This is a genomic window from Selenomonadales bacterium 4137-cl (genome assembly GCA_032334055.1).
Classification (GTDB): domain Bacteria; phylum Bacillota; class Negativicutes; order Sporomusales; family UBA7701; genus Anaeroselena; species Anaeroselena agilis.
Window position 1 is genome coordinate 2,378,511 of sequence record JAUOZS010000001.1, and the last position, 23,622, is coordinate 2,402,132.

Genomic DNA, 23,622 nt, shown 5'->3' on the forward strand with positions numbered 1-23,622 from the left:
CCGCTGGCTTTGCCAGCGGGCCGGTGATTTTACAAGCCGCCGGCCGCAAGTTTTACTCTTCGCAAGCGGAGCGCGTTGGTCACGACCGAGACGGAGCTGAAGGCCATGGCGGCGCCGGCGAGGACCGGCGAGAGGAAGCCGGCGGCGGCGATGGGGATGCCGACGATGTTGTAGGCGAGGGCCCAGAAGAGGTTCTGCTTGATGTTGGTCATGGTGGCCCGGCTGAGGCGGATGGCGGCGGCGATGCCGCGCAGGTCGCCGCGCATGAGGGTGACGTCGCCGGCTTCTATGGCCACGTCGGCGCCGGTGCCCATGGCGATGCCGACGTCGGCGGCGGCGAGGGCGGGGGCGTCGTTGATGCCGTCGCCGACCATGGCGACGATTTTGCCCTGGGAGCGCAGGCGTTCGACCTGTTCAGCCTTGTTGGCCGGCAGGACTTCGGCCATGATATGCTCGATGCCGACCTGGCGGGCGATGGCTTCGGCGGTGCGGCGGTTGTCGCCGGTGATCATCCACACTTCGAGGCCCATGGCGGTTAAGTCGGCGATGGCTTCACGCGAGGATTCCTTGACGGTGTCGGCGACGGCGACGAGGGCGGCGAGCCGGTCGTCGACGGCGGCGAACATGACGGTTTTGCCTTCGCTTTCGAGTTGTTCTACTTTGTCGAGGCTGGTGGCGATGGCGACGCCTTTTTCGTCCATGAGCCGGCGGGTGCCGACGGCGAGGTTTTTGCCGGCGACGGTGGCGGTGACGCCCGCGCCCACAACGGCGGCGAAGGCGGTAGGCTCGGCGGCCGGCGGAACGCCCCTGTCGGCGGCGCCGCGGACGATGGCGGCGGCCAGGGGATGCTCGGAGGCTTTTTCGGCGGCGGTGATGAGGGCGAGCAGTTCGTCGGCCTGGCCGTCGAGGGCGATGAGGTCGGTGAGTTCGGGCTGGCCTTTGGTGACGGTGCCGGTTTTGTCGAGGATGACGGCGGTGAGTTTGTAGGTTTTCTCCAGGTGTTCGCCGCCTTTGAAGAGGATGCCGGTCTCCGCGCCGCGGCCGGTGCCGACCATGATGGAGGTGGGGGTGGCGAGGCCAAGGGCGCAGGGGCAGGCGATGACGAGGACGGCGGTGGCGTTGAGGAGGGCGCGGGCGATGTCGCCGGGGGCGAAGAAGAAGTACCAGGCGGCGAAGGTGAGGACGGCGATGGCGATGACGGCGGGGACGAAGTAGCCGGAGATGACGTCGGCGATGCGCTGGATGGGAGCCTTGGAGCCCTGGGCTTCTTCGACGACTTTGATGATTTGGGCGAGGGCGGTGTCTTTGCCTACTTTGTGGGCTTCAAAGCGAAAGGTGCCGTATTTGTTGATGGTGGCGCCGTAAACTTTGTCGCCGGGTTTTTTGTCGACCGGGAGGCTTTCGCCGGTGAGCATCGCTTCGTCGACGGCCGAGTCGCCGGCGGTGACGATGCCGTCGACGGGGATTTTTTCGCCGGGACGGACGACGATGATGTCGCCGACCCGCACCTCTTCGATGGGAATGTCCTCCTCCGCCCCGCCCCGGACGACGCGGGCGGTTTTGGCGGCGAGACCCATGAGTTTGCGGATGGCTTCGGAGGTCCGGCCCCTGGCCCTGGCTTCGAGCAGGCGGCCGAGGATGATGAGGGTGATGAGGATGGCGGAGGTTTCGTAGTAGACGGCTTTGACGCCGACGACGGTGTTGTAGAGGCTGAGGAGGAAGGCGGCGCTGGTGCCGAGGGCGACGAGGACGGACATGTTGGCGCTGCCGTGGCGCAGGGCGCTGACGGAGTCGCGGTAGAACTGCCAGCCGGCCCCGAACTGGACGGGGGCGGCGAGGACGAGCTGGAAATAGGGGCTGGCGAGCAGGGCGCTGTGGAGCCCGACGATGTCGAGGACCATGTGGAGGGCAAGGGGCAGCGACAGGAGGGCGGAGACGATAAACAGGCGCTTCTGGCGGCCGATGTCGGCTTCGCGGGCGGCCCGTTCCCGGTCCTGCCCGCCCTGGTCGCCGGCTGCCGCGGCGGCTTCGTAGCCGGCGTCTTTTACCGCGGCGGCGATCACGGCGGCGCTTGCCCCGGGACCGGCCTCGACGGTGAGCTTGCCGAGGGCGAAGTTGACGTTGGCGCTGACGACGCCGGGAAGCTTAAGGACGGCTTTCTCGACGCGCGCGGCGCACGCGGCGCAGCTCATGCCGCCGACGGTGAAGTCGAGCCGTTCGGTGGCGACGTCGTAGCCGAGGTCGCGGATTTTGGCGACGATGTTTTCCGGCGTTACCGCGGCCTGGTCGTATTCGACGGTGAGACGGCCGACGGCGAAGTTGACGTTGGCGGCGGCCACGCCCGGCATTGCCGCGACTCCTTTTTCGATGCGGGCGGCGCAGGCTGAGCAGGTCATGCCCGTGATGCTGAAAGTGTCGCGAGTCAAGTCGATCACCTCACAAATTTTTTTACGGCGTCGACAAGTTCGTCGATCACCTTTTCTTCGCCCCGTTGCACGGCATCGACGACGCAGCCCTTGGCGTGGTCCTCGAGGATGAGCAGGCCCACCCGGGTAAGGGCGGCGCGGGCCGCCTGCACCTGGATGAGGACGTCGATGCAGTAGCGGTCGGCGGCGATCATTTTGCCGATTCCCCGCACCTGGCCTTCGATGCGGCTGATCTGGGCGATGAGCTTATCCTGTTCGCTTTGTGTTCTCCTCACGGCCCCTCCTTATACCATACCCCGGTAGGGTATTATATTATTATCATAACCTTTTCGCCGGCTGGCGTCAACACCGCAATATCTTGTGGAAAAACCAACGCGGAGGTCAAAAATAATACAAATTAAGGCAAATTTTGGTACTAAACTGGAAGGTATTTGTCGCCGTCTGTCAAATATAGATTACCGGAGAATTGCCACTAACCGGAGGTAAGCATGGAGAAAGCCAAGAAGCACGCTTCAGCCGAGCTGGCGATGCCAAGACCTTTTTTTACGCCCTCGGATTTTGTCGTTTTCAACCAGGCCCACGAGGCTATCCTGCTCCATAATGTCACCAGCGGCGCGATCGTTACCATGAACGACAAGGCGCGCGACATGTTCGGCTTATCCCCCGATGATGCACGCAATCCCGGCATCGGCACTCTGCCGCCGGGTGAATATCCCTTCACGGCCGAGGAGGCGCAGCGCCGTTTCCGGGAGGCGGCGGCGGGAAACTCACAGTTGTTCGAGTGGAAGGCCAGGCATAAGTCGGGACGGGATTTCTGGGTCGAAGGGTTCTTAAAAAGGGTCAACATCGGCGAGCACGAGTTCGTGATGGCAATTTTCCGCGATATAACCCGCCGCAAGCTGTCGGAACAGCGCCTGCTTCTCGAACACGGCAACCTTACGCTGCTGAAGGATTCTTTCCTGGATGTGCTGGACAAGCGGGACGAGAGCGATCTGCTCGTCGCGCTCGCCCACCGCGCCTGCGCCCTCGTCGACGCCCCCTACGGGTTTATTTATATTTATGACGAGGCGTCGGGGGCGCTCGAGCTGAAGGTCCCGGAGGTCGGCGGCCCTTTGAGCCCGGCGGTGGCTCCCGGCGAAGGCCTGGTCGGCAGGGTGTGGCAGACGGGCGAGCCGGCGGTCGAACAGCACCGGCGGCTGCCGTCAGACCCTGAGGAAGGCCGGGAGGCGGAGCCGGCGACGGTGGCCGTGCCGCTGAGGCGGGGTTCGCAGATGATGGGCGTGCTGGGCCTTTATTCGCCTGACGAGGATTACCATTTCCGCGAGGATGAGGTTTCGCTGCTGACGAGGTTCGCCGACTTGGCGGCGGTGGCGTTCGCCAACGCTACGGAGCACGGTTCGCTGCGCAGGGGGCTGGCGGCGAGCAAGGCTGCGGAGGACGCGCTGCGCGAGAGTGAGGAACGGTACCGGATGCTGTTCAACAGCATCAATGACATTATTGTTGTCGCCGAGATCACTCCTGACGGGCTGCCGGGTCTGATCATCGACGCCAACGATACGGCCTGCCGGCGTCTGGGCTACCGCCGGGAGGAGCTTTTGCAGCGGACGCCTGTGGATATCGTTCCCCTGGAATTTCGCGGCGATACCCGCGAGAAGATCGAGCTGCTTTACGCCCAGCGGCACACGCTGAACGAAAGCGCCTACCTGACCAGCGACGACCAGACGATTCCGGTGGAGGTCAATTCCCATCTCATCCACCTTGATGAACGCCCTTGCGTGGTGAGTATTGCCCATGATATCAGCGAGCGCAAACGGGTGGAGAAGGAGATCGCCCGCCTCGACCGCCTCAACCTCATCGGGGCCATGGCGGCCGGTATCGGCCACGAAATCCGCAACCCGCTGACGACTGTTCGCGGTTTCCTGCAGATGCTGAGCAACAAGCAGGATCTGGCCCGCCACAGCGGTCATTTCGAGCTGATGATCCAGGAGCTTGACCGGGCCAACGCGATCATCACGGAGTTTCTTTCGCTGGCCAAGAATAAGGCGGTGGACCTCAAGGAGGGCAACCTGAACGATGTTATCGCGATGCTGCTGCCCCTTCTCGAGGCAGGCGCCATCCTGTATAACAAGACGGTGAAAACCGATCTTGCGGAGATCCCCAGTCTCCCTTTGGATGAAAAGGAGATCCGCCAGCTGATCATCAACCTGGCGCGCAACGGCCTGGACGCGATGCCGCCCGGCGGCACGCTGACTATCAGGACATTTTGCGAGGAGGATCAAATCATTTTGTCGGTACAGGACCAGGGGCGGGGCATACCGCCCGATCTCGCCGACAAGATCGGTACGCCGTTCTTCACTACGAAGGAGTACGGGGTGGGGCTGGGACTGGCGGTTTGCTACAGCATCGCCGCCCGCCACAACGCCGCCGTTTCGTTCGACAGCGGAGCGGGCGGGACGACGTTCACGGTGACTTTCCCGGTGGTGCAGATGTAGGAAAAAAAGAGCGCAGTTCGCGCTCTTTTTTTATGTCACAAATCGTCCGCGCCGACCGTTTCGGTGCCTTCGACGCACCGGAAGGCACAGGCGCCGCAGTCGGGTTCGTTGCCGACCTCCAGGTATTCCTGCCGGCCGCCGAGGTTTTTGCCGTTCCAGAAGGTGTAGATATTTGCCATGATGCCACCTCCGCTGTTTTTCTGTTGCTATTTTCGGCGGCGGCGGCGGTTATTATTCCGGCGGCGTCAGTCGGCTCCGGGCTGCGGGCCGTTTTTTATTCTTTCCAGCCGGCAGTAGAGAGAACGGCGCGATATGCCGAGGTAGCGGGCGGCGGCGGTTTTGTTGCCGCGGCAGAGGGTTAACGCCTGTTGGACGATGCGGTCGACGTAGTCTTCAAGGTTGAAGCCGCCGGCAGGGAGGGTGAATTCGGCGGGGTTGAGCGCGGGTCCCGGCGCGGCGCCGCCGCGGCTCAGCGGGGGAAGGCCCTTGGTAAGGCTGCCGAGGTGGGCGGCTTGTACGGCGACGTCGTCGAACATGAAGGCGACCCATTCGATGGTGTTGCGCAGTTCGCGGACGTTCCCCGGCCAGTCGTAGGCGAGAAGTAGGTCGGCGGCGTCCGGGTCGATCGTTTTGAAGCGGCGCCCTTTGAGGGCGGCGAATTCGCGCAGGAAGAGCTCGGCGAGGGGCAGGATCTCTTCGCGGCGCTGCCTGAGGGGCGGGATGACGATATGGCCGACTTTGAGGCGGTAGAACAGGTCTTTGCGGAAGGTGCCCCGCTCGACCCGCTGGCCGAGGTCGGCGTTGGTGGCGCAGATTATGCGCACGTCGGCGGCGACTTTTCTGAGGCCGCCTACGCGGTAGAATTGTTTTTCCTGGATGACGCGGAGGAGTTTGCCCTGCAGGTCGACGGGAAGTTCGCCCACTTCGTCGAGCAGGACCGTGCCGCCCTGCGCCAGGTCGAGTTTACCCTTCTGGCCTTTGGCGAGTCCGCCGGTGAAGGCGCCGGGCTCGTAGCCGAAGAATTCGCTTTCGAAGAGGCTGGCGGTGAGGGCGGCGCAGTTGACGTCGATGAGCGGGGCCGGGTCTTTGCAGTCGCCGTAGTGGATGATGCGGGCGATGATTTCTTTGCCGGTGCCGGTTTCGCCTTCGATGAGCACCGGTATCGACCGGTCCTGGTGGTATCGGGCGGCCTGGGCGGCGATGCGCCGCATCTCGGGGGCGAAGAAGGCGATGTTGCCGAGGCCGGCCGCCTGGCTGGCGAGTTTTTTCAGCCGCGACATTTCCCGCCGCGTTTCTTCGGTGGCGGCCCGGACTTCGTCGCTGAAACGACTGGTAAGCGCCCGGTTTTCGCGGAGGAGGGACTGGTGCTCGGCGATGCGTTCGGTGATGGCGGCGAGTTCGGCGACGCTGATGGGTTTGAGGAGGTAGTCGTAGGCGCCGGCCCGGAGGGCTTCGATGGCGGTGACCATGTCGCCGTGGCCGGTGAAGAGGACGATGTCGCACGGTTTTTCGCCGCCGAGGGCCCGGATGCGTTTGAGCAGTTCGATCCCCGACATGCGCGGCATTTTTATGTCGGACAGTACCATGGGGAAGTCGCCGGCGGCGAACAGGGCGAGGGCTTGCTCGCCGTCGCCGCATTCGGCGACCTGGTGACCCAGTTCGCGCAGGAATTCGGCCACCCCTGCCCGGCTGTCGCCGTCGTCTTCGACAAGGAGGATGTTCATGCCTGTTCTTCTCCCTTCCCCTCCCCCGCTCCGGCCGGGAAGGTGATGCGGAAAACGGCGCCCCGATTTCGGCGCGCGCCTTTGATGGTTATCTGCCCGCCATAGGAGGCGACGATGGAGTGGACGATCGAGAGGCCGAGTCCCATGCCTTCGCCGGCGGGTTTGGTGGTGAAGAAGGGTTCGAAGACTTTGCCTTTGATGTTGTTGCCGATCCCCGGGCCGTTGTCGCCGATTTCCAGGAAAACCTCGTCCTTCCGCCAGCCGGTGACGATGGTGATGAGCTTGTCCGGCTTGTCGACGGTGTCGAGGGATTGCATGGCGTTGACGAGGAGGTTGATGATGACTTCTTCGAGCTGGGTGTTGTTGGCGGCGACGGTGGGCAGGTCGGCGGCCAGGCGTGTTCTGACGGCGATGGCATGGGCGGCGAGCTGGGAGCCGATCAGGGAGAGCGCTTCCTCGACGGCGGTGTTGATGTCGCAGGCCTCGGGTTCGCCGCGCTGGCTGCTGCGCACGAAGAAGCGCATGTGTTTGATGATGTTGTCGATGCGGTCGGCCTGTTTGGATATTTTGCCGATGTTTTCCATGATTTTGGCGAGGGCGGGGGTTTTGCCCTGGTTGTGCCAGTAGAGCATGCCGTCGGCGGTGACTTTGAGCGAGTTGAGGGGCTGGTTGATTTCGTGGGCGATGCCGGCCGCCATGATGCCCAGCGAGCTTAGACGCTCGGCCCTGACGACGGCTTCCCTGGCTTCGAGCATTTCCTGTTCGGCCTGGCGGCGGCGGGTGACGTCGTGGAGGATGGTGAGGAAGTTGGCGAGTTCGCCGCTCTCGTCCCGCACCGGCGTTACCGACATTTCGGCGGTGTAGCTTGCGCCGTCTTTGCTGCGGCTGGTTATTTCCCCCTGCCAGGCCCGCCCGGCGAGGATGTGCTGCCACAGGTCGAGGTAGAAGGTCTTGGCGTCGGGGACGGCGAAGATGCCGCGGACGTTCTTCCCCTGAACGTCCGCGGCGGCGAGGCCGGTGAGACCGAGGAAGGCCGGGTTGACCCACTGGATGGAGCCGGTCCGGTCGGTTATGATGACGGCGTTGACCGCCGATTCGAGCCCGGTGGTGAGCAGTTTAAGGCGCTGGCGGCTGGTGGTGGCGTGAATGGCGAGGGCGATCTGCTCGGCAAAGTTGGTCAGATGGACGATGGTCCGTTTGGTCCAGAAGCCCTGGTCGGCGGTGAATAGGGTGAGTGCGCCGAGGATGAGGCCGCTTACCTTGAGGGGGAAGGAGGCGCCGGAGACGGCGCCGTGTTTGGCGAGTCTGGCCCGCCATTGTCGGACGCGGGGGTCGTCGATGCCCGCGAGCTGGAATTTGCCGGTGCGGATGGCTGTGCCGGTGGGTCCGTGGCCGGCGGGGCTGTCGTCCCAGCGCACGCCTCCGTCCCGGATGCATTCCGTGGCCTCTTCGCCGGCGGCGAACAGCCTGACCGAGCCGCCGGGTTCCTTGCGGCCAACCCACAGCAGACTGACGTCGAAGATGGCTTTTATTTGTTCGCAGGCAAAGGTGAGGATGTCTTCGAGCGGCCGTTCCTCGAGTACCATCACGGCGATGTCGAGGAGCAGGAGGTCGCAGGCTTCCGAACGACGCCGTTCGGTGATGTCGCGGACGATGACGAGAACGTCGCGCGCGCCGGCTTTAGTGACGCGGGCTTCGTAGTAGGCGGTGGCGTTGTCTGTTTTGAGGTAGTATTCGAATCTTTGCACCCTGCCGACGGCGAGGACCTGGCCGATGGCGTCCATAGCGGGCTTGGCGAGGTGGGCCGGCAGTAGCCGGCCGATGCTGCTGCCGACCGGCGCCGGCGCGGGCAGGCCGGCCTGGCGGCCGGACGGCTTGATGTCGAGGATGGTGCCGTCGTCGCGGACATGGTAGAGGATGTCGGGGACGGAGGCGAGGATGGCTTTGTTTTCGGCTTCGCTGACCGCCAGGGCTGTCTGGGCCTGGCAGCGGAGGATGGCTCCGAGGATGACTTCTCCGACCAGTTTGGGGAGCATGATGTCTTCTTCCCGCCAGGCTTTTGCCTGGCTGACGGAGTGGAGGCCGAGGATGCCGAGCATGCGGTCGCCGCTGGCAAGCGGCACGGCGACGAGTGATCTGACGCCTGCGGCTGCCAGCATTTCCCGCTCTTCTCCCGCCGGCACGGCGTCGAGGTTGGGAATATTGAGCCGGCCCGTGGCTTTCATTTCGCGGATGAGCCACGATTCGCCTATGAGGGCGATTGCGGGCTTTTCGCCGTTCAGGGGCCGGAGGTTTTCGATGTTCCAGTAGTATGCGAGGCGGGCCTCGCGGCCGTCTTCGGTGCTCAGGTAGATGTATGCGCGGTCGGCGCCGGTGAAACGGCCGATTTCTCCGAGCGCCGACCGAACGGCGTCGTCAAGGGCGGACGGGCTGACGCTGACGAATTTTGCCGAGATGGCGGCGAGCATCTTTTCGTATTCGACCTGGCGGCGGAGGGCCTGCTCGAGCTGGCGATGGGCGGTGATGTCGGCGAAGGAGCCGATGTAGCCGACGAAGTTCTCACCGTGCCAACGGGGCATGAATACGGCCATCATCCAGCGGTAGCCGCCGCTGACGTGGCGCAGCCGGAATTCGTGCCGGAAAAGCCTGCGTCGCGCGGTCGCCGCCTTTTGCCGGCCCTCGCAGGCCGGGAGGTCGTCGGGATGAACGAGTTCCAGCCACCCCCTGCCGCTTAGAGAGGCGAGCGGCCGGCCGGTGAATTCGGCCCAGGTCTGGTTGAAGAAGACCGGGGCGCCGAGGCTGTCCGTGACTATGAGAAGTACGGGGGCGCGGTCGGCGAGGTTGCGGAACCGCTGTTCGTCTTCCTCGATCCGCGTGGCTTGCCCCTGAGCGAGGATGGCGTCGATTTTCCGGCGGAGGGTCCGCCCGCAGCGGCTGGCGCGGAGGAGGGCGAACAGCACGCCGGCGGTAAGGACGCCGCCGAGGAACGATATTGCCGCCGTAAGGAGAGGATGGTCCCAATTCACGCTTTAACCCACCGTGTTCTTAAGGATAATTACTTTATTTCGACAATTTTCGGTGCATAACCTTCCATTTTTTGCTACGTTGCCGCAAAAATAGAAGGAAGGAACTCCGCGAGTTCCTTCCGTGGCGGTTACCTGTAGACGATCAGTCCGCCGCGCTCTTGGCGGTGGATTGCTCCCCGTCCTTCGAGGTAGCGGAGATGGGCGATGGCTTCTCCGACCGCGAACCATTTCTGCGGTGGCGGAAAGTCGCCCCAGCTGCGGTAGGTCATGTCCCATTTCATGCCGGCGGCGACCTGGTAGGCCGTGAGAGGCCCTGCGGCGAGGAGACCGGCGACTTCGTCGGCCCGGCGGCGGTGGTGGGCGATGAGTTCTTCCGCCCTGGTCCGGCAGTCGGTGAACAGCCGCCGGTGTCCGGGAAGCACCAGGCCGACCTCGAGGGCGGCGATGCGGGCCAGGGATTCGAGGTAGCGGGCGAGCGGATCGCCGTCCGCGCGCCAGTGGGAGATGTTGGGGGTTATGTCGCGCAGGAGGTGGTCGCCGGCGAAGAGGATTTTCTCGCGCGGCTCGTACAGGCACATATGGCCGGCGGTGTGGCCGGGGGTGGCCAGGCAGGCGAGCTGGTAGCGGCCGATGCTCAGCCGGTCGCCTTCAGTGACGGCGGTGAAGGCGATCTGTTTTTCGGGGGCGAGTTTATAGCCCGGGTGACGGCTGACAGCCTGCCGCGCTTCTTCCGGGGGAAAGCCGTTTCGGCTGGCAAAGGCGCGCATGTCCTCCCACCGCGGGTCGTCGGGGGCGAGGGCGACGATGCGGTTTATGTCGCGGGCGTCGACGGCGCTGCACCAGACGCGCGATGTTGCCGTCGCCAGGGTGGCGGCCAGCCCGGAGTGGTCGGCGTGCAGGTGGGTGATGAAGAGGTCGGTGCGGGCCGGGTCGACGGCCAGTTCGGCAAGCCCGGAGCGCATCGCCGCCAGGCATTCCGGGCGGTTGAAGCCGGTGTCGATGACCAGCGCCCTGTCCTGGCCGATGATGACGTAGGAGTTAAGCGCCTTGAGGGGATTGTCGGGCAGCGGGATTTCCAGCCTGAACAGCCCGGGGAGAATTTCTTCCGGCAGAATAATCACTCCTTGGCCTTTTGTGCTGGCGGGTAAACGCCATACAGGTGATTATTCGCGCCCCTGACCGCCGGTTCCTGTGCCAGCCGGTTTATCCTTCCCGGTAATAGGGCTTGAGCTGGAAGAGGAGGTAGGCGAAGATGAAGTCCCAGACGAGGCCGGCCGGGTTTAACCAGACGAGGTTCATGAAGATGCCGAGCAGCAGGGCGTAGAAGGCGAGCTCCCAGCCCAGGCGGCGCCGCTTGAGCATGAAGTAGCCGCCGGCGATGGCCAGCGCCTGGAGGATGGGGACGAAGACGTGGAAGACGACGGCGGCGAAAGCCGGGAAGGCGCGGCTGAGCCCTACGGTTTTTAGGGCGGCGGCGCCAAGCAGGCCGATGACGCTTAGCCAGGCGAGGATGCCGAGAACGCCGAGGACGATGATTACCCACGGGAGAATTCTTGCCGCCCACTCCCTCGCCCCGGCGGGCATACCCGGCAGCCAGTCGGCGAAGATGCGGCCGAATAATCTTTCCAGGCTGTTCATTTCCAATCTCCTCCCAGTTTTCTTTCCTAATAATGATATGTCCGCGCGGCGGAAAAAAGTACGCCGACCGGGTTGTAATCGGCGGGCGGGTGTGCTATACTTTAATCAAGCACCATCCTTACAGAGACTCAGGGTTCGTAATTTGCAAGCGCGTTGAAAGTCAGTCTTTCCGAGCCTAGCAAGTAGCAACCGGTCCAAAAGGGTAGTGTTTTTCGTTTCCCCTGCAAGATTTCGACTCACAGATTCGTGTACCAGTCAGCCCAAGCGAAGATGCAAACGAGTGTAATGGAGGTTTCCAGTCTGTCAGTATCGGTTATACTGTAAGGATGGTGCTTAACGGGGGGAGGCGCAAGCCTCCCCCTCGGTTTTGTTTTCGGCCGCCGATAAGTCCTCATCTGCGCCGTTGTGGTGGGCTTATCGGCGGCCTCTTTTGCTATTAACATCGTTTGTGGGCATGCTAACTGCGGAGGTGATGTCCGTGAAAAACCGCGGTTTCGATATGCAGCCCGAGTTTGACGTCCATACGTCGGAGGCGCCGCCGGTGAATTATTTCCCGCCCCGCACGGGCGGACAGATCCAGGACGAGTTGCGGGCGGGCGGCGACGGTCGGCCGAGCGCCAGGCAGACCGCGGGCGACCCGGAGGATTTCAGCAACGCGGCCAGCGACGCCACGGCGAACACGCCGGTCAAGCCCCGCTCCGAGCCGCGCTTGTCGTGAGGCGCACAAAAATCCCCGCCGCTGGCGGGGATTTTTATTATCGGCCGGGGATACGGTCCTCGCAGGGCACGGCGGTCTGGCATTTCCCGCAGCCGTACCGCGGCTGAAAGCGAATTTTCACGGCGTCGAGGTAATCCGAGCAGGGCTGGTGGCGCTTGCCGTTCCCGTCGATGGCGGCCGGCGGGCAGCGGCCGATGCAGGCGCCGCAGTTGGTGCAGTATTCGTGGGTGCCGGTGTAGGGGCGCGGGGTGGGCTCAAGCGCCAGGCTGGTGACGAGGCTGCCGAGCCGGCCGGCGGCACCGCGGGTGGTGATGAGGGAGCAGTTGAGGCTGAAGGTTCCCAGGCCGGCGATGTGGGCGACATGCCGCTCCGACCAGTTGCTGCGCCGCTCTACGACGGCGAAGCGCGGTTCAAGGACGGGCACGAGGGCCTGGTGGCCGGCCTGAGCGAGGAGGTCGGCCAGGTGGCGGCGCAGCGCGTCGTTGAACATTTCCCCTTCGAACCGGCCGTAGAGCCATTCGGCGGCGGGCAGGCCGGGCTGGCGATTGGCGTGGCGCACGGCGGCGGTGAAGGGCAGAAAGTAGGATACCACGGCGCCCGCGGCGGGCAGCCATTCATGGGGCGAAAGGTGGTGGGGCCCGATGGCTGCCGGTTCTTTCAGGCGGGCGAAGAGCGGGTCGTCGGGCGCGGCGACGCCCATGAGCGGCGGGTCGAAAATTTGCAGGCCGCCGAGCGACGGCACCCGGTTCAGCGGGCTTTCGGCCGCGAAGTTCGCCGCCGCCGCCGCTAATTGTTCAAGCCGCATGTTATCATCTCCTTTACTGGATAAGGGAATAGTTGGCGACCGTGCGGCCGGATTCCTTCTGCGGGCAGACGCGAAAAAGCGCGACCGGCGTCTTACAAATTGACGCCCGGTTATTACTTAATCCGCGAATGCGGCGTAAAATGCCCTTAGTTTGTATTTGTTTTCTTGAAAGCGGCCTGCAATGATAGTAAAATATTGGTGATGATCAAAGGCGGGAGAGCGATTATGGCGACAACGAACGAGAAGGCTACGGTGAGCGCCCGGGTGAATGTGACGGCGGTGAAGGCTCTGAAGAATCTCAAGGTTCCCCTGTCGGATGTTATCGAGGCCGGCGTTTTCCATTTCCTGCTGCTGGACGATTTCGCCAAGGTGAAGTTTCTCATCCAGAATAATGAGGATGTCGTCAATCTGAAGAATCTGGCGGCGGCATACGGCGAGGAAAACGGCAACTCGTGGCCGGAGATCCTCCGCGCCGTCCTCGATCCCGGTCCGGACGGCGATGTGAAGAGCGCGGTGCGGGAGCTGAAGGCGGTGGCCAAGAATGTTGACGACCGCGGCGATGAGGTTTTTTTCCGCAAACGGATCGCCGGTCTGGATACGACCGCGCTTCTGCAGGAGGCTCATCTGCACATGCTGAGGAGCTCTTTCGCGGCGGCGCTGGTGCTGTATGAGAGCGCGGTCAGACATTTCGAGGCCGAGGGCAACGAGCAGGAAACGGGCAAGACGCTTGCTTTGATCGGCCGCTGCCAGCAGAGCCTCGGCCGTTACGCGGACGCGCTCGACGCTTACGAGCGGGCGAGGCGCGTGCTGGAGCAGCAGGACCTGCCCCACGAGCTGGCCCGCATCTTCTATGACCGGGGTACGTGCTACCAGTTGACCGGCCGCTACGATGAGGCCTGCGCCTCGTTCGAGGAAGCCCGCGTCATTTTCGAGGGCCTCGGCAATTACGAGGAGGTGCGCCGGTCGTTTGCGGGCATCGGCGCTTGCCTGAACTTCATGGGCGATAAGAAACGGGTGCTGGAGTTTTTCGATCTTTTTATCGCCAGGATCCTCCGCCAGAAAGAGCTCGTTCTCGCCGGCATGGCCGCGGAAAGCCGGCGATCGCCGCCTAACGAGGAAGGAAATTGACCGTCCGGGCCGAATGATATTAAGAATGCCAAATAAGCCAAATAATAACGAGGTGTATGACATGTTCAAAGCCGCCAGGATCCTGCCCGTTATCCTTCTCCTGCTCGTCCTGCTGACGCTGCCGGCGTTCGCCGCCGAGGAAGAGGACAGGTATTTCCCCCTGAGCAACGCGACCAAGGATACTTTCAGTACTTATTACCTGGATCTGAAGACTCTCCAGCATGTGCCGGCCGACTCCGCCTTCGACTTCGCCAAGCATCCGGAGCAGCTGTACAAGGACAAGGGTTATCTCCAGGCCTGGGTGAAGGTCGAGTACGAAAAGAACGGCGCCAAGGAAGTGGTCGAATCCCTTAAGATGCAGGAGCGGAATGTCGCCGGTTATGAAAAGCTGGCTTTCTCTCTCCAGCTACTGCGGGTGAAGCCCGCGTCCAAGGAGGTGGCGCTGCTCGAACAGGCCGACTATGACAAGAACGGCAAACTCCTCGGCCGTATCGTTCATCCCACCGATCGGTGGGTACCTTACGAGGTCGAACCGCGAATCAAGGAAATCTGCGAAAAGCTGACGGTGGCCCAGAGGGCGTTTTACGCCAACGGGGGCCGCTGATATACCTGACGGCGATTTTGCCGACAACGATGATGGGAGTGGTGGGTGTGAGTAAGACGAGACTGGTGATCGGCCTTATGCTGCTGGGGGTGCTGCTGGCTTTTTCCGCGCCGGCGGCGGCGTCGCCCTTCGACCCTTCGGTCGTGAAGGTGTCGGTGGACGATTCCCTGTGGAATAGCTATCATATAGCTCCGGAACCGCAGAGCGGCGACACCATCACCCTCCACCGCATTATTAAAGCGGAGGTGACCATCCTCACCACCGGCAACCGGGAGTTCGCCACCCATGTTTTCACCCCCAAGGATGATAAGCCGCACCGGTTCACCATCCCCCACGGGGTAACGAACCTTAAGGTTCGCCTGAAGACCTGGACCGCCGACGATGTCGTGTGGACGACCCTGGTCGATCTCAAGGATATCGGCGACAATCTGGTCGTGAAGGCGGTACGGTCCTATCAGGCGGTCTATACTCCGGGCTTCTAACGACCAACCAACCGGACAAAAACCAAGGCAAAAAAGCCTTGGTTTTTTTGTGCCTGTGCGACTTTGAGAAAAATTTCACTTTTTTTTGCTCCAGCATATGGACTTTTTTCACAAAACAGGTTATAATCAAGTTGTGTGAATGTTATAACTTTCACTTATGGGAGGTCAAGCATCATGCTCCCCAAAGCCGTGATCGTTATCCTCGGTTTACCGTTCGCGCTGTTCTGTTGTCTGCTCGTGCCAGTGGCTTTCCTGACGGTCTTTGCCTGTTCGCCGCTCGTCTACGCCTACCGGTGCGTCACCGAGCCTATTCAGGCCGGCTGCGCCGCTTCGCGGATCGCCCATCCACCATCTGCTTAACTGCCCCTTCCGTATAAACACCCCGCCTTGTCTTGTTTTGTTTGTTTCGGTTTCGCTTTGGAGCGAAGCCTATTTTTTTCGCCGCCGGCCGGTTGGAACTTTTCTCCGGCCGGAAATATGGTACAATAGTGGTAAAGTTCTTTGAGGGGGTAACCACTGTATGATCAACCGGAAAACGGTCTCTATCCTTGTGCTGGCGCTTTTTGCGGCGATGCTGCTCGCGGCGCCGGTGTGCTCCGCGGCGTCCCAGGATTTGGACAAGCCGACCAGGATGCTGTTGAAGGTCGATGTCGTCGACACGAATATGTTCTGGTCTTATCCCTATATTAGCCGTGACGGCAAGGCGAGGGTGCCGGCCGCGATCCAGGTGGTGTGGAGCACCACGAGCGGTCTGGATTCAAAGACGGAGACCATGGCGGTCGCGAAGAGCGACCGCGGCCAGGTGGCGATAACGACCGAAAAGGATGCGTTCGTGGATATCGAGGTGCAGGTGGTGGACGCCAAAAAAACGATTTTGGGCAAGGCCAGCCTGCAGGTCCGCAACACCGGCAAGGATGTGGCGTTTGTCGTCAATGTTCCGGATATCACTTCCCCGGTCATCGAGCTCCAGTAAGCTGATTTACCGGTGGGATAAAAGGGTCTGCAGCCGATGCTGCAGACCCTTTTATCCCACCGGGAGGCTACCGCGGCCAGAATTCCCGGCCGCCGGCCGCTTTTACGAGCAGCCGCTCGGTAAGGACCGCGGCGAGGTTTTCGGCTTCGCCGTCGGCCGCCCAGTCGTCGAAGTAGTCTTCCCGGCCTTTGATGTCGATGATTTTTCCGCTGTCCGCCTTGAAGCCGATGAGGCGCATTTCCAGGTCTGTCCTGAGCTTGAGGTCGCCTTCGAGGTTCCTTAGTTGGTATTCGCCCAGGTCGGTTATGATGAACCCGAGGATGAGGTCGGCGTCGAGCTTGGCCGCCAGTTGCCCAAGGCCGGCCAGGTCGGGCCGCCGGGGATCGAGGGCGCCGTTCGGCGGCAGGGCCGCAGTTATTTCGGCGGCCGGGATTATTTCGTATTTTTTGACGAACGAGGGAAGCGGCGTATGGAACCACGCGGCTATGGTCGCGGTTATCCTGGCCTTGACCGCGGGCAGTTCGCGGGCTTTTGCGGTGGCGGCGACAGGCAGGAGGGCAATCCGCCGCGCGTCGCCGGCGGCGCAGACCGGCGAGCCTAGCGGCGTCAGCAGGGCGAATGCCAGTAACAGGATAAGGACTTTTTTCATGTCGTCACCACCCGTACTATTTTCTCAGCGTCTGCGGCCGGATACGCCGCAGCGTCCGAGCTGGCTGAGGAATACGCGCACTATTGCGGGGTCGAACTGGGTGCCGGCGCAACGCCCGATTTCCGCCACGGCTTCGTCGTGGGTCATGGCTTTGCGGTAGGGACGGTCGCTGGTCATGGCGTCGTAAGCCTCGACTACGGCGAGGATGCGGCATTCGCGGGGGATCTGGTCGCCGCTGAGCCCGACGGGGTATCCGCCGCCGTTCCACCACTCGTGGTGCTTCAGTATCCATTCGGCGACAGGCAGAAGCTCGCTCGATGACTGGGCGATCCGGTAGCCTATCTCGCAGTGTCGCCGCACTTCCGCCCGTTCCTCGGCGGTGAGCGGTCCGGGCTTGCGGAGGATGTGGTCGGGAACGCCGACTTTGCCGATGTCGTGGTATTTTGCCAACAGCCGCATGGCGGCGACGGATGCTTCCGGCAAGCCCAGGCCGCGGGCCAGCCGTAAGGCCAACCGGCCTATCTTGTCAGCGTGTTCGTCGGCGAAAAAGTCCCGCTCTTCGAGGAGCTTTATGGCTGTCTGCACTATGGCGCTACGGGTGCCGTGCGATTGGCTGAGTTTTTCGCGGTACATGTTGTTGTCGGCTTCGCGGAGCAGGGCACGGATGCTTTCGCCGCACCGCCGCCCGACCGCGTGGCCGAGGGACAGGCTTAGGTACACGCCTGTTTGCGTGTCGTTGTATGCCTCGATGGCATCCCGCACCCTGCGGCAGGCGGCCTCGACCGCGCGGTCGGTGGCGTCGGGCATGAGGACGGCGTATTCGTCGCCGCCTATGCGGGCGACGATGTCTTCCCGGCGGAAAGCATCTTTGAGTATTTTCGCCGCAGCTACCAGCATGATGTCGCCGACGGCGTGCCCCATGGCGTCGTTGATGAGCTTCAGGCCGTTGATGTCGCAGACGATTATGCCGACAGGCCCGTCGCCCGCGTTCTCGCGCCGGTCGAGTTCGGCCTCGAAGTAGGCGCGGTTGTAAAGAGAGGTCAGGCCGTCGCGGGTGCTGATAAACAGTAGTTTGTCCTGTACGCTTTTCTGGGCGGTAATGTCCATGATGACGCCTTCGACGTACAGGGGCGGCCCGTCGGCGCCGCTCACCGGCCGGGCCCGTTCGATGACGGTGCGCGCGCCGCCGTCTTTGCGGGTGATGCCGTATTCGACCTCGAACGGCCGGTTGTCGTCGATCGCGCCCTGGCAGGCCGCCTCCACCCTTTCCCTGTCGGCCGCCGCCACGATTCCCCCCAGCGGGCACAGCCCGCCGCCGGTCAGTTCTTCCGGGCGGTAGCCGGTGATGGCCTGGAGCATGGCGTTGAAAAAGCGGACCCGGCCGTTTTCGCGGAGAAAGACACGGTAGACGATGCCGGGGAGGTTTTCGGCCAGCGTGCGGTATGAAGCTTCGCTTTCCCGCAGCGCCGCTTCCGCGCGGGTCCGTTCCGCCAGTTCTCCTTCAAGGGCCTCGTATAGCCTGGCGTTGCTGAGGGCAAGGGAGGCGAGTTCGGCGAACTGCTTGAGGATGACGGTCTCTTCGGCGCTGAAGGTCCGGTCGGTGGCGATACGGGCGAGGCAGAATACGCCAAGGACTTCCTCCCCCCTCTTGAGCGGTATGCCGATCCAGGCGCGCACGGCATCGTGGCCGGGGTCGGGGTTGCGGCCGGGTTCCGTGCTGTAGTCGTCGGTAACGAAGCTTTGGCCGCTCTGCCATATCCGTCCCGACATTTCTTCGCCAGGCTTGAGCTGTTTGCCGATAACCCCGCGATAGAAACCCCGGGCGACTTTGACTTCCATGCGGCTGGCGCCTGGTGCGGCCAGGTAAAAGTAGCCGTGTGGGGTTTCCACCAGTTCGCAGGCGCCGTCGAGGATGTTGGCCAGCAGTTCCTGCGCTTCGAAGCGGGTCATCAGGCGGACCGACAGCATATGGAGCAGTTCCAGGTGGCGGTTCTGCCGGCGAAGAAGTTCTTCGACGCGGGCGCGTTCGGCGAGTTCGTTCTGCAGCTTGGCGTATAGCCGCGCGTTGCCGACGGCGATGGAGGACAGCTCCGCGAACCGCTGGAGCAGGGCTTTTTCTTCCTCGCCGGGAAGATAGTTTTCCGCCATGATGTTGAAACCGAGGACGCCGATAACTTGCCGGTCGCTCCATAAAGGCACGCCGACGATCGTTCCCGCGACGCCCGTCGCCCCTTCCCCGCCGGGGCCTGTTTGCCACACCCTCTGTTCGGCGGCAATAGCGCCCTCCTGCCAGACCTTGCCGACAAAACCTTCCCCGGGGCGGCGGCGCGCGCCGAGCTGCGACCGGTGGTGGCCGACGCCGACCTTCATTTCCATCGTTTCGCCGTCGTCGGCAAGAATGTAGAGAAAGGCGTTCGGGGTATGAAGAAGGCCGGCCGCTCGGACGGTTATCTCTTCGAGCAGCGAGTCAAGGTCCCGGCGGCGCATGAGGCCCAGAGCTATGCGGTGCAGCGCTTCCAGGTATTCGCTTTGCAATTGGAACGCGGACAGTTTTTGCTGGCGGAACGCGGCGCCGTCGGTTTCCATTGACTCCCCCACCCTGTGCTGGTAACGTGTGGTTTTTGGTTACTCATTCGACAGGCCATGTATTTTCCCTGCCATTGTCTGCCTGCTGCGGACTGACTTCTTTTCGTAGGTTGCCCAAGCCGTGCGCCCGGCCTGGTAAATAACCGTTAAAGGGGAACTCCCGACTTTAGCCGGAGCTCCCCTTTGCGTTTACCGCCGGAAGGTTCTTTCGTTATTGAGCTGCTGGCTGCGGTGTTTTTTCGCCAGTTCCTCATGGTTGACCGGGTTGACTTTTTCGCCGAATTCCTTGGCCAGCAGGGCTTCGATCTCCTCGGGGCGGAGCGTCTGAGTCTTTACCTCGTTCCATTTTTCCATCATTAATCACCCCTTGACAAAAGGCAGGCCGCCGCCCATGGCATGCCCGGGAACCTGCCTTGCGTATTAGCGCCCGGTAGATTCCGCCGGCACTCTGTGGTTATTATGAGCCGCCGGCGGGAAAAGATGCTACCCGCGCGGCGAAAATTCCTCTTCGGCTGCGGCCAGCCGCCTGACCTGGGCGACGACGAGGGCAGCGGTGACGAGCGCGGCGCCGAAGTCGGCGATCGGCCCGGCGAGCCATACACCCTGCAGGCCGATGAAGCGCGGCAGGATCAGTAGCGCCGGGATGAGGATGAGAAGCTGCCGGGACATGCTGAGCAGCAGGGAGTGCATGGGTTTGCCGATCGCCTGGAAGAAGCCCGCCCCCATGACCTGGAAGCCGATGACGGGCAGCATGGCCATGAATATTTTAAGCCCGGTCGCGCCCAGGGCGATGAGGTCGGCTTCGGAGCTGAACATGCGGATGATATAGGCGTCGAACAGTTCGACGATGACGAAGCCGGTGACGGCGACGGCGGTGGCGGCGATGCTGCCCTTGATCACCGCTTCCCTGACCCGCCTGAAGTTTTTCGCTCCGTAGTTGTAGCCGATGACCGGCTGGGTACCCTGGCTGATGCCGAAGATGGGCATGAGGACGAGCAGCGAGACGCGGTTGATGATGCCCATCGCGGCCACGGCCGTCTGCCCGCCGTGGATGATGAGGATGTTGTTGAACAGGCCGGCGACGAAGCTGGCGGCAATCTGCATGAAGAAGGCCGACGAGCCCATGACGACGATTTTTGCGATAAGCCGCCGGTCGGGCGCCATGTTGGCGCCGCGCAGCCGAAGCAGGCTCCGCCGGCTGCGGAAATGGGCGATCACCCATGCGGCGGATACGGCCTGCGAGATGACGGTGGCGAGCGCCGAGCCTTTGATGCCGAGGCCGAGGACGAAGATGAACAGGGGGTTGAGGAGGGTGTTGAGGAAGGCGGACAGGATCATCGTCATCATGGCGATGCGGGGGTGGCCTTCGGCGCGGATGATGTTGTTGAGCCCAAACCCGGTGAACATGAAGACGCTGCCGGCGAGGATGACGGAGGTGAAGTCGCGGGCGTATGGCAGTACGGTCTCTTCCGCTCCAAGGAGGGCGAGGACGGGGTCGAGGAAGGAAAGCAGGACGGCCGACATGCTCACGGCAACCGTCAGTCCGAGGACGAAGGCGTTGCCGAGGATTTTTTCGGCTTCGGCGATGTTCTGCTGGCCGATGCGGATGGATACGAGGGTGGTAGCGCCGACGCCGACGAGCATGCCGAAACCCATGAAGGCGATCATTATCGGGAAGGCGATGGTGACCGCCGCCAGGCCGACAGCGCCCACGCCGTGGCCGACGAAGATGCTGTCGACGATGTTGTAGAGGGCGTTGACGAGCATGCCGGTGATGGCGGGCACGGAGAAATCCCAGATGAGGGTACCGATGTTTTTTCGTCCCAGGCTGCTGCGGTCGTCCGTTGCTTGGCGCGCGTTTGCCGGCAATATGTCCCCCTCCTTTCGTTCTAATTTAGTATTGGCTTATTGTTTTTCCGGTTCTCATGGGAATAAGCAGCAAACAAGGCCTCCGGGCTTTCCCGGAAGCCTTGCGCGAAGAGCGCTAGAGAAATTTGGGGCAGCCTGGGGTTAGCGGGGCCGGGCGCCGAGCCACTCGCGGACGACGCCGACGACCGGGGTGTAGTAGAGCAGGCATGCGATCACCGCGCCGCCGGCGGAGCTGACGGCGAAGGGGATGACGAAGAACAGGGCGCCAGCCTTGGAGCCGATGAGGTATTTGGCGACCGGGAAGGCGACCAGCGCGCCGATGAGGCCGGTGCCGACGAGTTCGCCGACCGCCGCCCAGAGGATGCTGTTGGTCCGGCGGTAGAGGATGCCGGCGAGCGCGGCGCCGATCATGCTGCCGGGGAAGGCGAGCAGCGAGCCCGTGCCGAGGAAGTTGCGCAGGAGCGAGGTGGCGAAGGCGGCGTTGACCGAGTATCTGGTGCCGAGAAGCACGGCCAGCAGGATGTTGATGGCGTGCTGGACGGGGAAGCATTTGGAGACGCCCACGGGGATGTAGACAAGTTGGGCGGTGAGTACGCCGAGGGCGACGAACAGGGCGGTGAAGGTCAGTTTTCTGATGTCCACGGTCAATCCTCCCGTGTTTCAGAGATTTTCGCGTGACTGACGAGGAGCTCGGGCGTCAGATTGAAGACGGCGTCGAAGAGTTTGACGCGGAAGGTGCCGATGCCGTCCTCCGGGCCAAGCGACCGGTGGGCGAGTTCGCCGGCGACGCCCATGACCACGAGGCCGGTAACGGCGGCGGCGTAGGGCGAGGCGCCCGCTCCCAGGCAGCAGCCGATCAGCGAGGTGGCCATGCAGCCCGTGCCGGTGACGCGCGCCAGCCAGGGGTGGCCGTTGGCGATGCGGCAGACGCGACCGGCGCCGGCGACGATGTCGGTCCGGCCGGTGAGGGCTACGACGCAGCCGAGGCGACGGGCAAGGCCGGCGGCAACGGCTTCGCCGCCGGGTTCGTCGGCGGCCGAGTCAACGCCGCGAATGGCGGCGCTGAGGCCGGCGACGGTTTTGATTTCCGCGGCGTTGCCTCTGATTACCGCCGGGCTGGTTTCGCGAACGATGCGGCCGGCGGCGTCGGTGCGGGCCGGGGTGGCGCCGGCGCCCACCGGGTCGAGGATTATGGGGACGCCGAGGTCGCCGGCCCGCCGGCCGGTGGCGATCATGGTGTCGACGGCGGCGGCGTTGAGGGTGCCGATGTTGAGGACCAGGGCACCGGCTTTGGCGACCATGTCGGTGGCTTCGCCGGGGTCGGCGGCCATGACGGGGGAGGCGCCGCAGGCGAGGGTGATGTTGGCGCTGTCGTTGGCGGTGACGTAGTTGGTCAGGTGATGGACGAGGGGGGTGTTCGCCTTTATGGCGGCAAAGGTGGCGGCGATTTCCTGCAAAAGCTCCATTGATCGATCTACCTCCCTGGAAGCGGGTATGGGAAACGGGCGGTTAAGCGGCGCAAACCGTAAAAGGCGCCTCCCCGTAAGGATGCGCCCCGAAAGCGAACAATGAGCAGCTATCCCTCCGCTGGCATTACCCAGATCAGGTTAAGGGTCATAGGCGGTCGGGCCTATTTCTCAGCCGGCTCCTCCGGCTCCCCCAGCCGATATCCAGTTGTTTCGTCGTGCCTTCTGCTTAATTATAACCATATCCGGCCGATTTTTCCATACTTTAACGGCAACTTTCGCCGGCCGTGCCAAAAATTCTCACTTGGACGTGCGCCCGAGCCTAGGCCAGGAGGCGATTTACGATCGCCTCGATGTGTATCCGGGTGGTGTCGAGGATGATGGCGTCCAGGTCGCCGTCCTTGATTATCAGCGGCAACTCGGTGCAGCCGAGGATGAGGGCGTCGGCGTTTTCGGCGGCGAGCATCCTCCTGGCGATCCGCAGCACTGTGTTTTTGTCCTCGGGGAGGACGATGCCTGCCTGGAGGTTCGGGAAGATGACGTTGTGGATGGCCTGCTGCTCTTCCACGGTGGGAACGAAGGCGTCGATGCCGTATCTGGCGAACGCGTCCGCGTATAGCCCGCTGCTCATCGTGAAGGCGGTGCCGAAGATGATTACGCGGCGGCAGCCGCCGTCCCGCGCCTTCTTGCATGTTTCCTCGACGATGCTGACGAGGGGCAGCGGGGAGCGGGCGCTGACCGCGTCGAAGACGATGTGGGCGGTGTTGGCCGCCATGGCCGCGAATTCGGCGCCGCCGGCGGCCAGGGTTTCGACCGAGGCGACAAGGCGGTCGGTGAATTCGGGCCAGGTTTTGTTCGCCGCCAGGGCATACATTTCGTCGAGGTTGAGGCTGTCGATGACCATGAGGGGGTAGCTGACGCCGCCGGTTTTGTCCCGGTAGGCGTCGATTATCCCCTTGTAGTAGTCGAGCGTGGACGCGGGGCCGATCCCGCCCACCAGTCCGAATTTTTTCATCACCAGCACCTCCGCCACCGG

Annotated in this window: 22 protein-coding genes and 1 riboswitch; of the genes, 7 read left to right on the forward strand and 15 right to left on the reverse strand. The window is 63.1% G+C overall.

What is annotated here, in order from left to right; genetic code table 11:
* Positions 1-29 precede the first annotated feature (29 nt).
* Both Q4T40_12570 and Q4T40_12575 read right to left on the reverse strand, forming a co-directional pair.
* Positions 30-2,426 carry a heavy metal translocating P-type ATPase gene (locus Q4T40_12570; GenBank protein ID MDT8902081.1) on the reverse strand — a complete coding sequence of 799 codons (2,397 nt, stop codon included), beginning with the start codon at positions 2,424-2,426 and terminating at the stop codon, positions 30-32.
* Positions 2,427-2,431: 5 nt separating this feature from the next.
* The gene (locus Q4T40_12575) at positions 2,432-2,701 is read right to left on the reverse strand and encodes a metal-sensitive transcriptional regulator (GenBank protein MDT8902082.1); all 270 of its coding nucleotides are present in this window, start codon (positions 2,699-2,701) and stop codon (positions 2,432-2,434) included.
* 213 nt (positions 2,702-2,914) lie between these two features.
* Between Q4T40_12575 and Q4T40_12580 the strand changes: the two genes are divergently transcribed.
* The gene (locus Q4T40_12580; GenBank protein ID MDT8902083.1) at positions 2,915-4,918 is read left to right on the forward strand and encodes a PAS domain S-box protein; all 2,004 of its coding nucleotides are present in this window, start codon (positions 2,915-2,917) and stop codon (positions 4,916-4,918) included.
* Between the two features lie 35 nt (positions 4,919-4,953).
* Here the strand turns inward: Q4T40_12580 and Q4T40_12585 are convergent, their stop codons facing one another.
* The 5 genes from Q4T40_12585 to Q4T40_12605 form a co-directional block, all read right to left on the reverse strand.
* On the reverse strand, positions 4,954-5,097 hold the full coding sequence (locus tag Q4T40_12585; GenBank protein MDT8902084.1) for a hypothetical protein: 144 nt from the start codon (positions 5,095-5,097) through the stop codon (positions 4,954-4,956).
* A 66-nt stretch (positions 5,098-5,163) separates the two neighbouring features.
* Positions 5,164-6,642: a sigma-54 dependent transcriptional regulator gene (locus Q4T40_12590; GenBank protein MDT8902085.1), complete on the reverse strand. Its 1,479-nt coding sequence runs from the start codon at positions 6,640-6,642 to the stop codon at positions 5,164-5,166.
* Positions 6,639-9,668 (reverse strand): PAS domain S-box protein, encoded by a 3,030-nt coding sequence (locus Q4T40_12595; GenBank protein MDT8902086.1) that lies wholly within the window; start codon positions 9,666-9,668, stop codon positions 6,639-6,641. The genes Q4T40_12590 and Q4T40_12595 overlap by 4 nt, the downstream gene beginning before the upstream one ends.
* 128 nt (positions 9,669-9,796) lie before the next feature.
* A complete protein-coding gene (locus tag Q4T40_12600; protein MDT8902087.1) occupies positions 9,797-10,789 on the reverse strand; it encodes an MBL fold metallo-hydrolase in 993 nt (330 codons plus the stop codon).
* An 82-nt stretch (positions 10,790-10,871) separates the two neighbouring features.
* Positions 10,872-11,306, reverse strand: a complete 435-nt coding sequence (locus Q4T40_12605; GenBank protein MDT8902088.1) for a hypothetical protein — start codon at positions 11,304-11,306, stop codon at positions 10,872-10,874.
* A gap of 478 nt (positions 11,307-11,784) precedes the next feature.
* On the opposite strand from Q4T40_12605, the gene Q4T40_12610 reads away from it, so the two are divergent.
* A complete protein-coding gene (locus Q4T40_12610; protein ID MDT8902089.1) occupies positions 11,785-12,024 on the forward strand; it encodes a hypothetical protein in 240 nt (79 codons plus the stop codon).
* 37 nt (positions 12,025-12,061) lie between these two features.
* Here Q4T40_12610 and Q4T40_12615 read toward each other — a convergent pair whose 3' ends face one another.
* Entirely contained in the window at positions 12,062-12,829 is a 768-nt protein-coding gene (locus Q4T40_12615; protein ID MDT8902090.1) for an epoxyqueuosine reductase, read from the reverse strand.
* Between the two features lie 225 nt (positions 12,830-13,054).
* Between Q4T40_12615 and Q4T40_12620 the strand changes: the two genes are divergently transcribed.
* From Q4T40_12620 to Q4T40_12640, 5 genes are all read left to right on the forward strand, one after another.
* Positions 13,055-13,957 carry a tetratricopeptide repeat protein gene (locus Q4T40_12620; protein MDT8902091.1) on the forward strand — a complete coding sequence of 301 codons (903 nt, stop codon included), beginning with the start codon at positions 13,055-13,057 and terminating at the stop codon, positions 13,955-13,957.
* A gap of 61 nt (positions 13,958-14,018) precedes the next feature.
* Entirely contained in the window at positions 14,019-14,561 is a 543-nt protein-coding gene (locus Q4T40_12625; protein ID MDT8902092.1) for a hypothetical protein, read from the forward strand.
* Between the two features lie 47 nt (positions 14,562-14,608).
* Positions 14,609-15,043 carry a hypothetical protein gene (locus Q4T40_12630; protein ID MDT8902093.1) on the forward strand — a complete coding sequence of 145 codons (435 nt, stop codon included), beginning with the start codon at positions 14,609-14,611 and terminating at the stop codon, positions 15,041-15,043.
* A 174-nt stretch (positions 15,044-15,217) separates the two neighbouring features.
* Positions 15,218-15,403, forward strand: coding sequence for a hypothetical protein (locus tag Q4T40_12635; protein MDT8902094.1), 186 nt, complete (start codon positions 15,218-15,220; stop codon positions 15,401-15,403).
* A 160-nt stretch (positions 15,404-15,563) separates the two neighbouring features.
* Positions 15,564-16,016, forward strand: coding sequence for a hypothetical protein (locus tag Q4T40_12640; GenBank protein MDT8902095.1), 453 nt, complete (start codon positions 15,564-15,566; stop codon positions 16,014-16,016).
* Between the two features lie 67 nt (positions 16,017-16,083).
* Here Q4T40_12640 and Q4T40_12645 read toward each other — a convergent pair whose 3' ends face one another.
* The 7 genes from Q4T40_12645 to Q4T40_12675 form a co-directional block, all read right to left on the reverse strand.
* The gene (locus tag Q4T40_12645) at positions 16,084-16,665 is read right to left on the reverse strand and encodes a hypothetical protein (protein ID MDT8902096.1); all 582 of its coding nucleotides are present in this window, start codon (positions 16,663-16,665) and stop codon (positions 16,084-16,086) included.
* Positions 16,666-16,689: 24 nt separating this feature from the next.
* A complete protein-coding gene (locus tag Q4T40_12650; protein ID MDT8902097.1) occupies positions 16,690-19,251 on the reverse strand; it encodes a diguanylate cyclase in 2,562 nt (853 codons plus the stop codon).
* 189 nt (positions 19,252-19,440) lie between these two features.
* On the reverse strand, positions 19,441-19,608 hold the full coding sequence (locus Q4T40_12655) for a hypothetical protein (GenBank protein ID MDT8902098.1): 168 nt from the start codon (positions 19,606-19,608) through the stop codon (positions 19,441-19,443).
* A gap of 126 nt (positions 19,609-19,734) precedes the next feature.
* Entirely contained in the window at positions 19,735-21,120 is a 1,386-nt protein-coding gene (locus Q4T40_12660) for an MATE family efflux transporter (GenBank protein ID MDT8902099.1), read from the reverse strand.
* A gap of 141 nt (positions 21,121-21,261) precedes the next feature.
* Complete coding sequence (gene thiW, locus Q4T40_12665; GenBank protein ID MDT8902100.1) at positions 21,262-21,762, reverse strand: energy coupling factor transporter S component ThiW; 501 nt, start codon at positions 21,760-21,762, stop codon at positions 21,262-21,264.
* A gap of 2 nt (positions 21,763-21,764) precedes the next feature.
* A complete protein-coding gene (gene thiM, locus Q4T40_12670; GenBank protein ID MDT8902101.1) occupies positions 21,765-22,586 on the reverse strand; it encodes a hydroxyethylthiazole kinase in 822 nt (273 codons plus the stop codon).
* A gap of 95 nt (positions 22,587-22,681) precedes the next feature.
* Positions 22,682-22,791, reverse strand: a riboswitch (TPP riboswitch).
* 117 nt (positions 22,792-22,908) lie between these two features.
* Positions 22,909-23,601, reverse strand: coding sequence for an amino acid racemase (locus Q4T40_12675; GenBank protein MDT8902102.1), 693 nt, complete (start codon positions 23,599-23,601; stop codon positions 22,909-22,911).
* Positions 23,602-23,622: the final 21 nt, after the last annotated feature.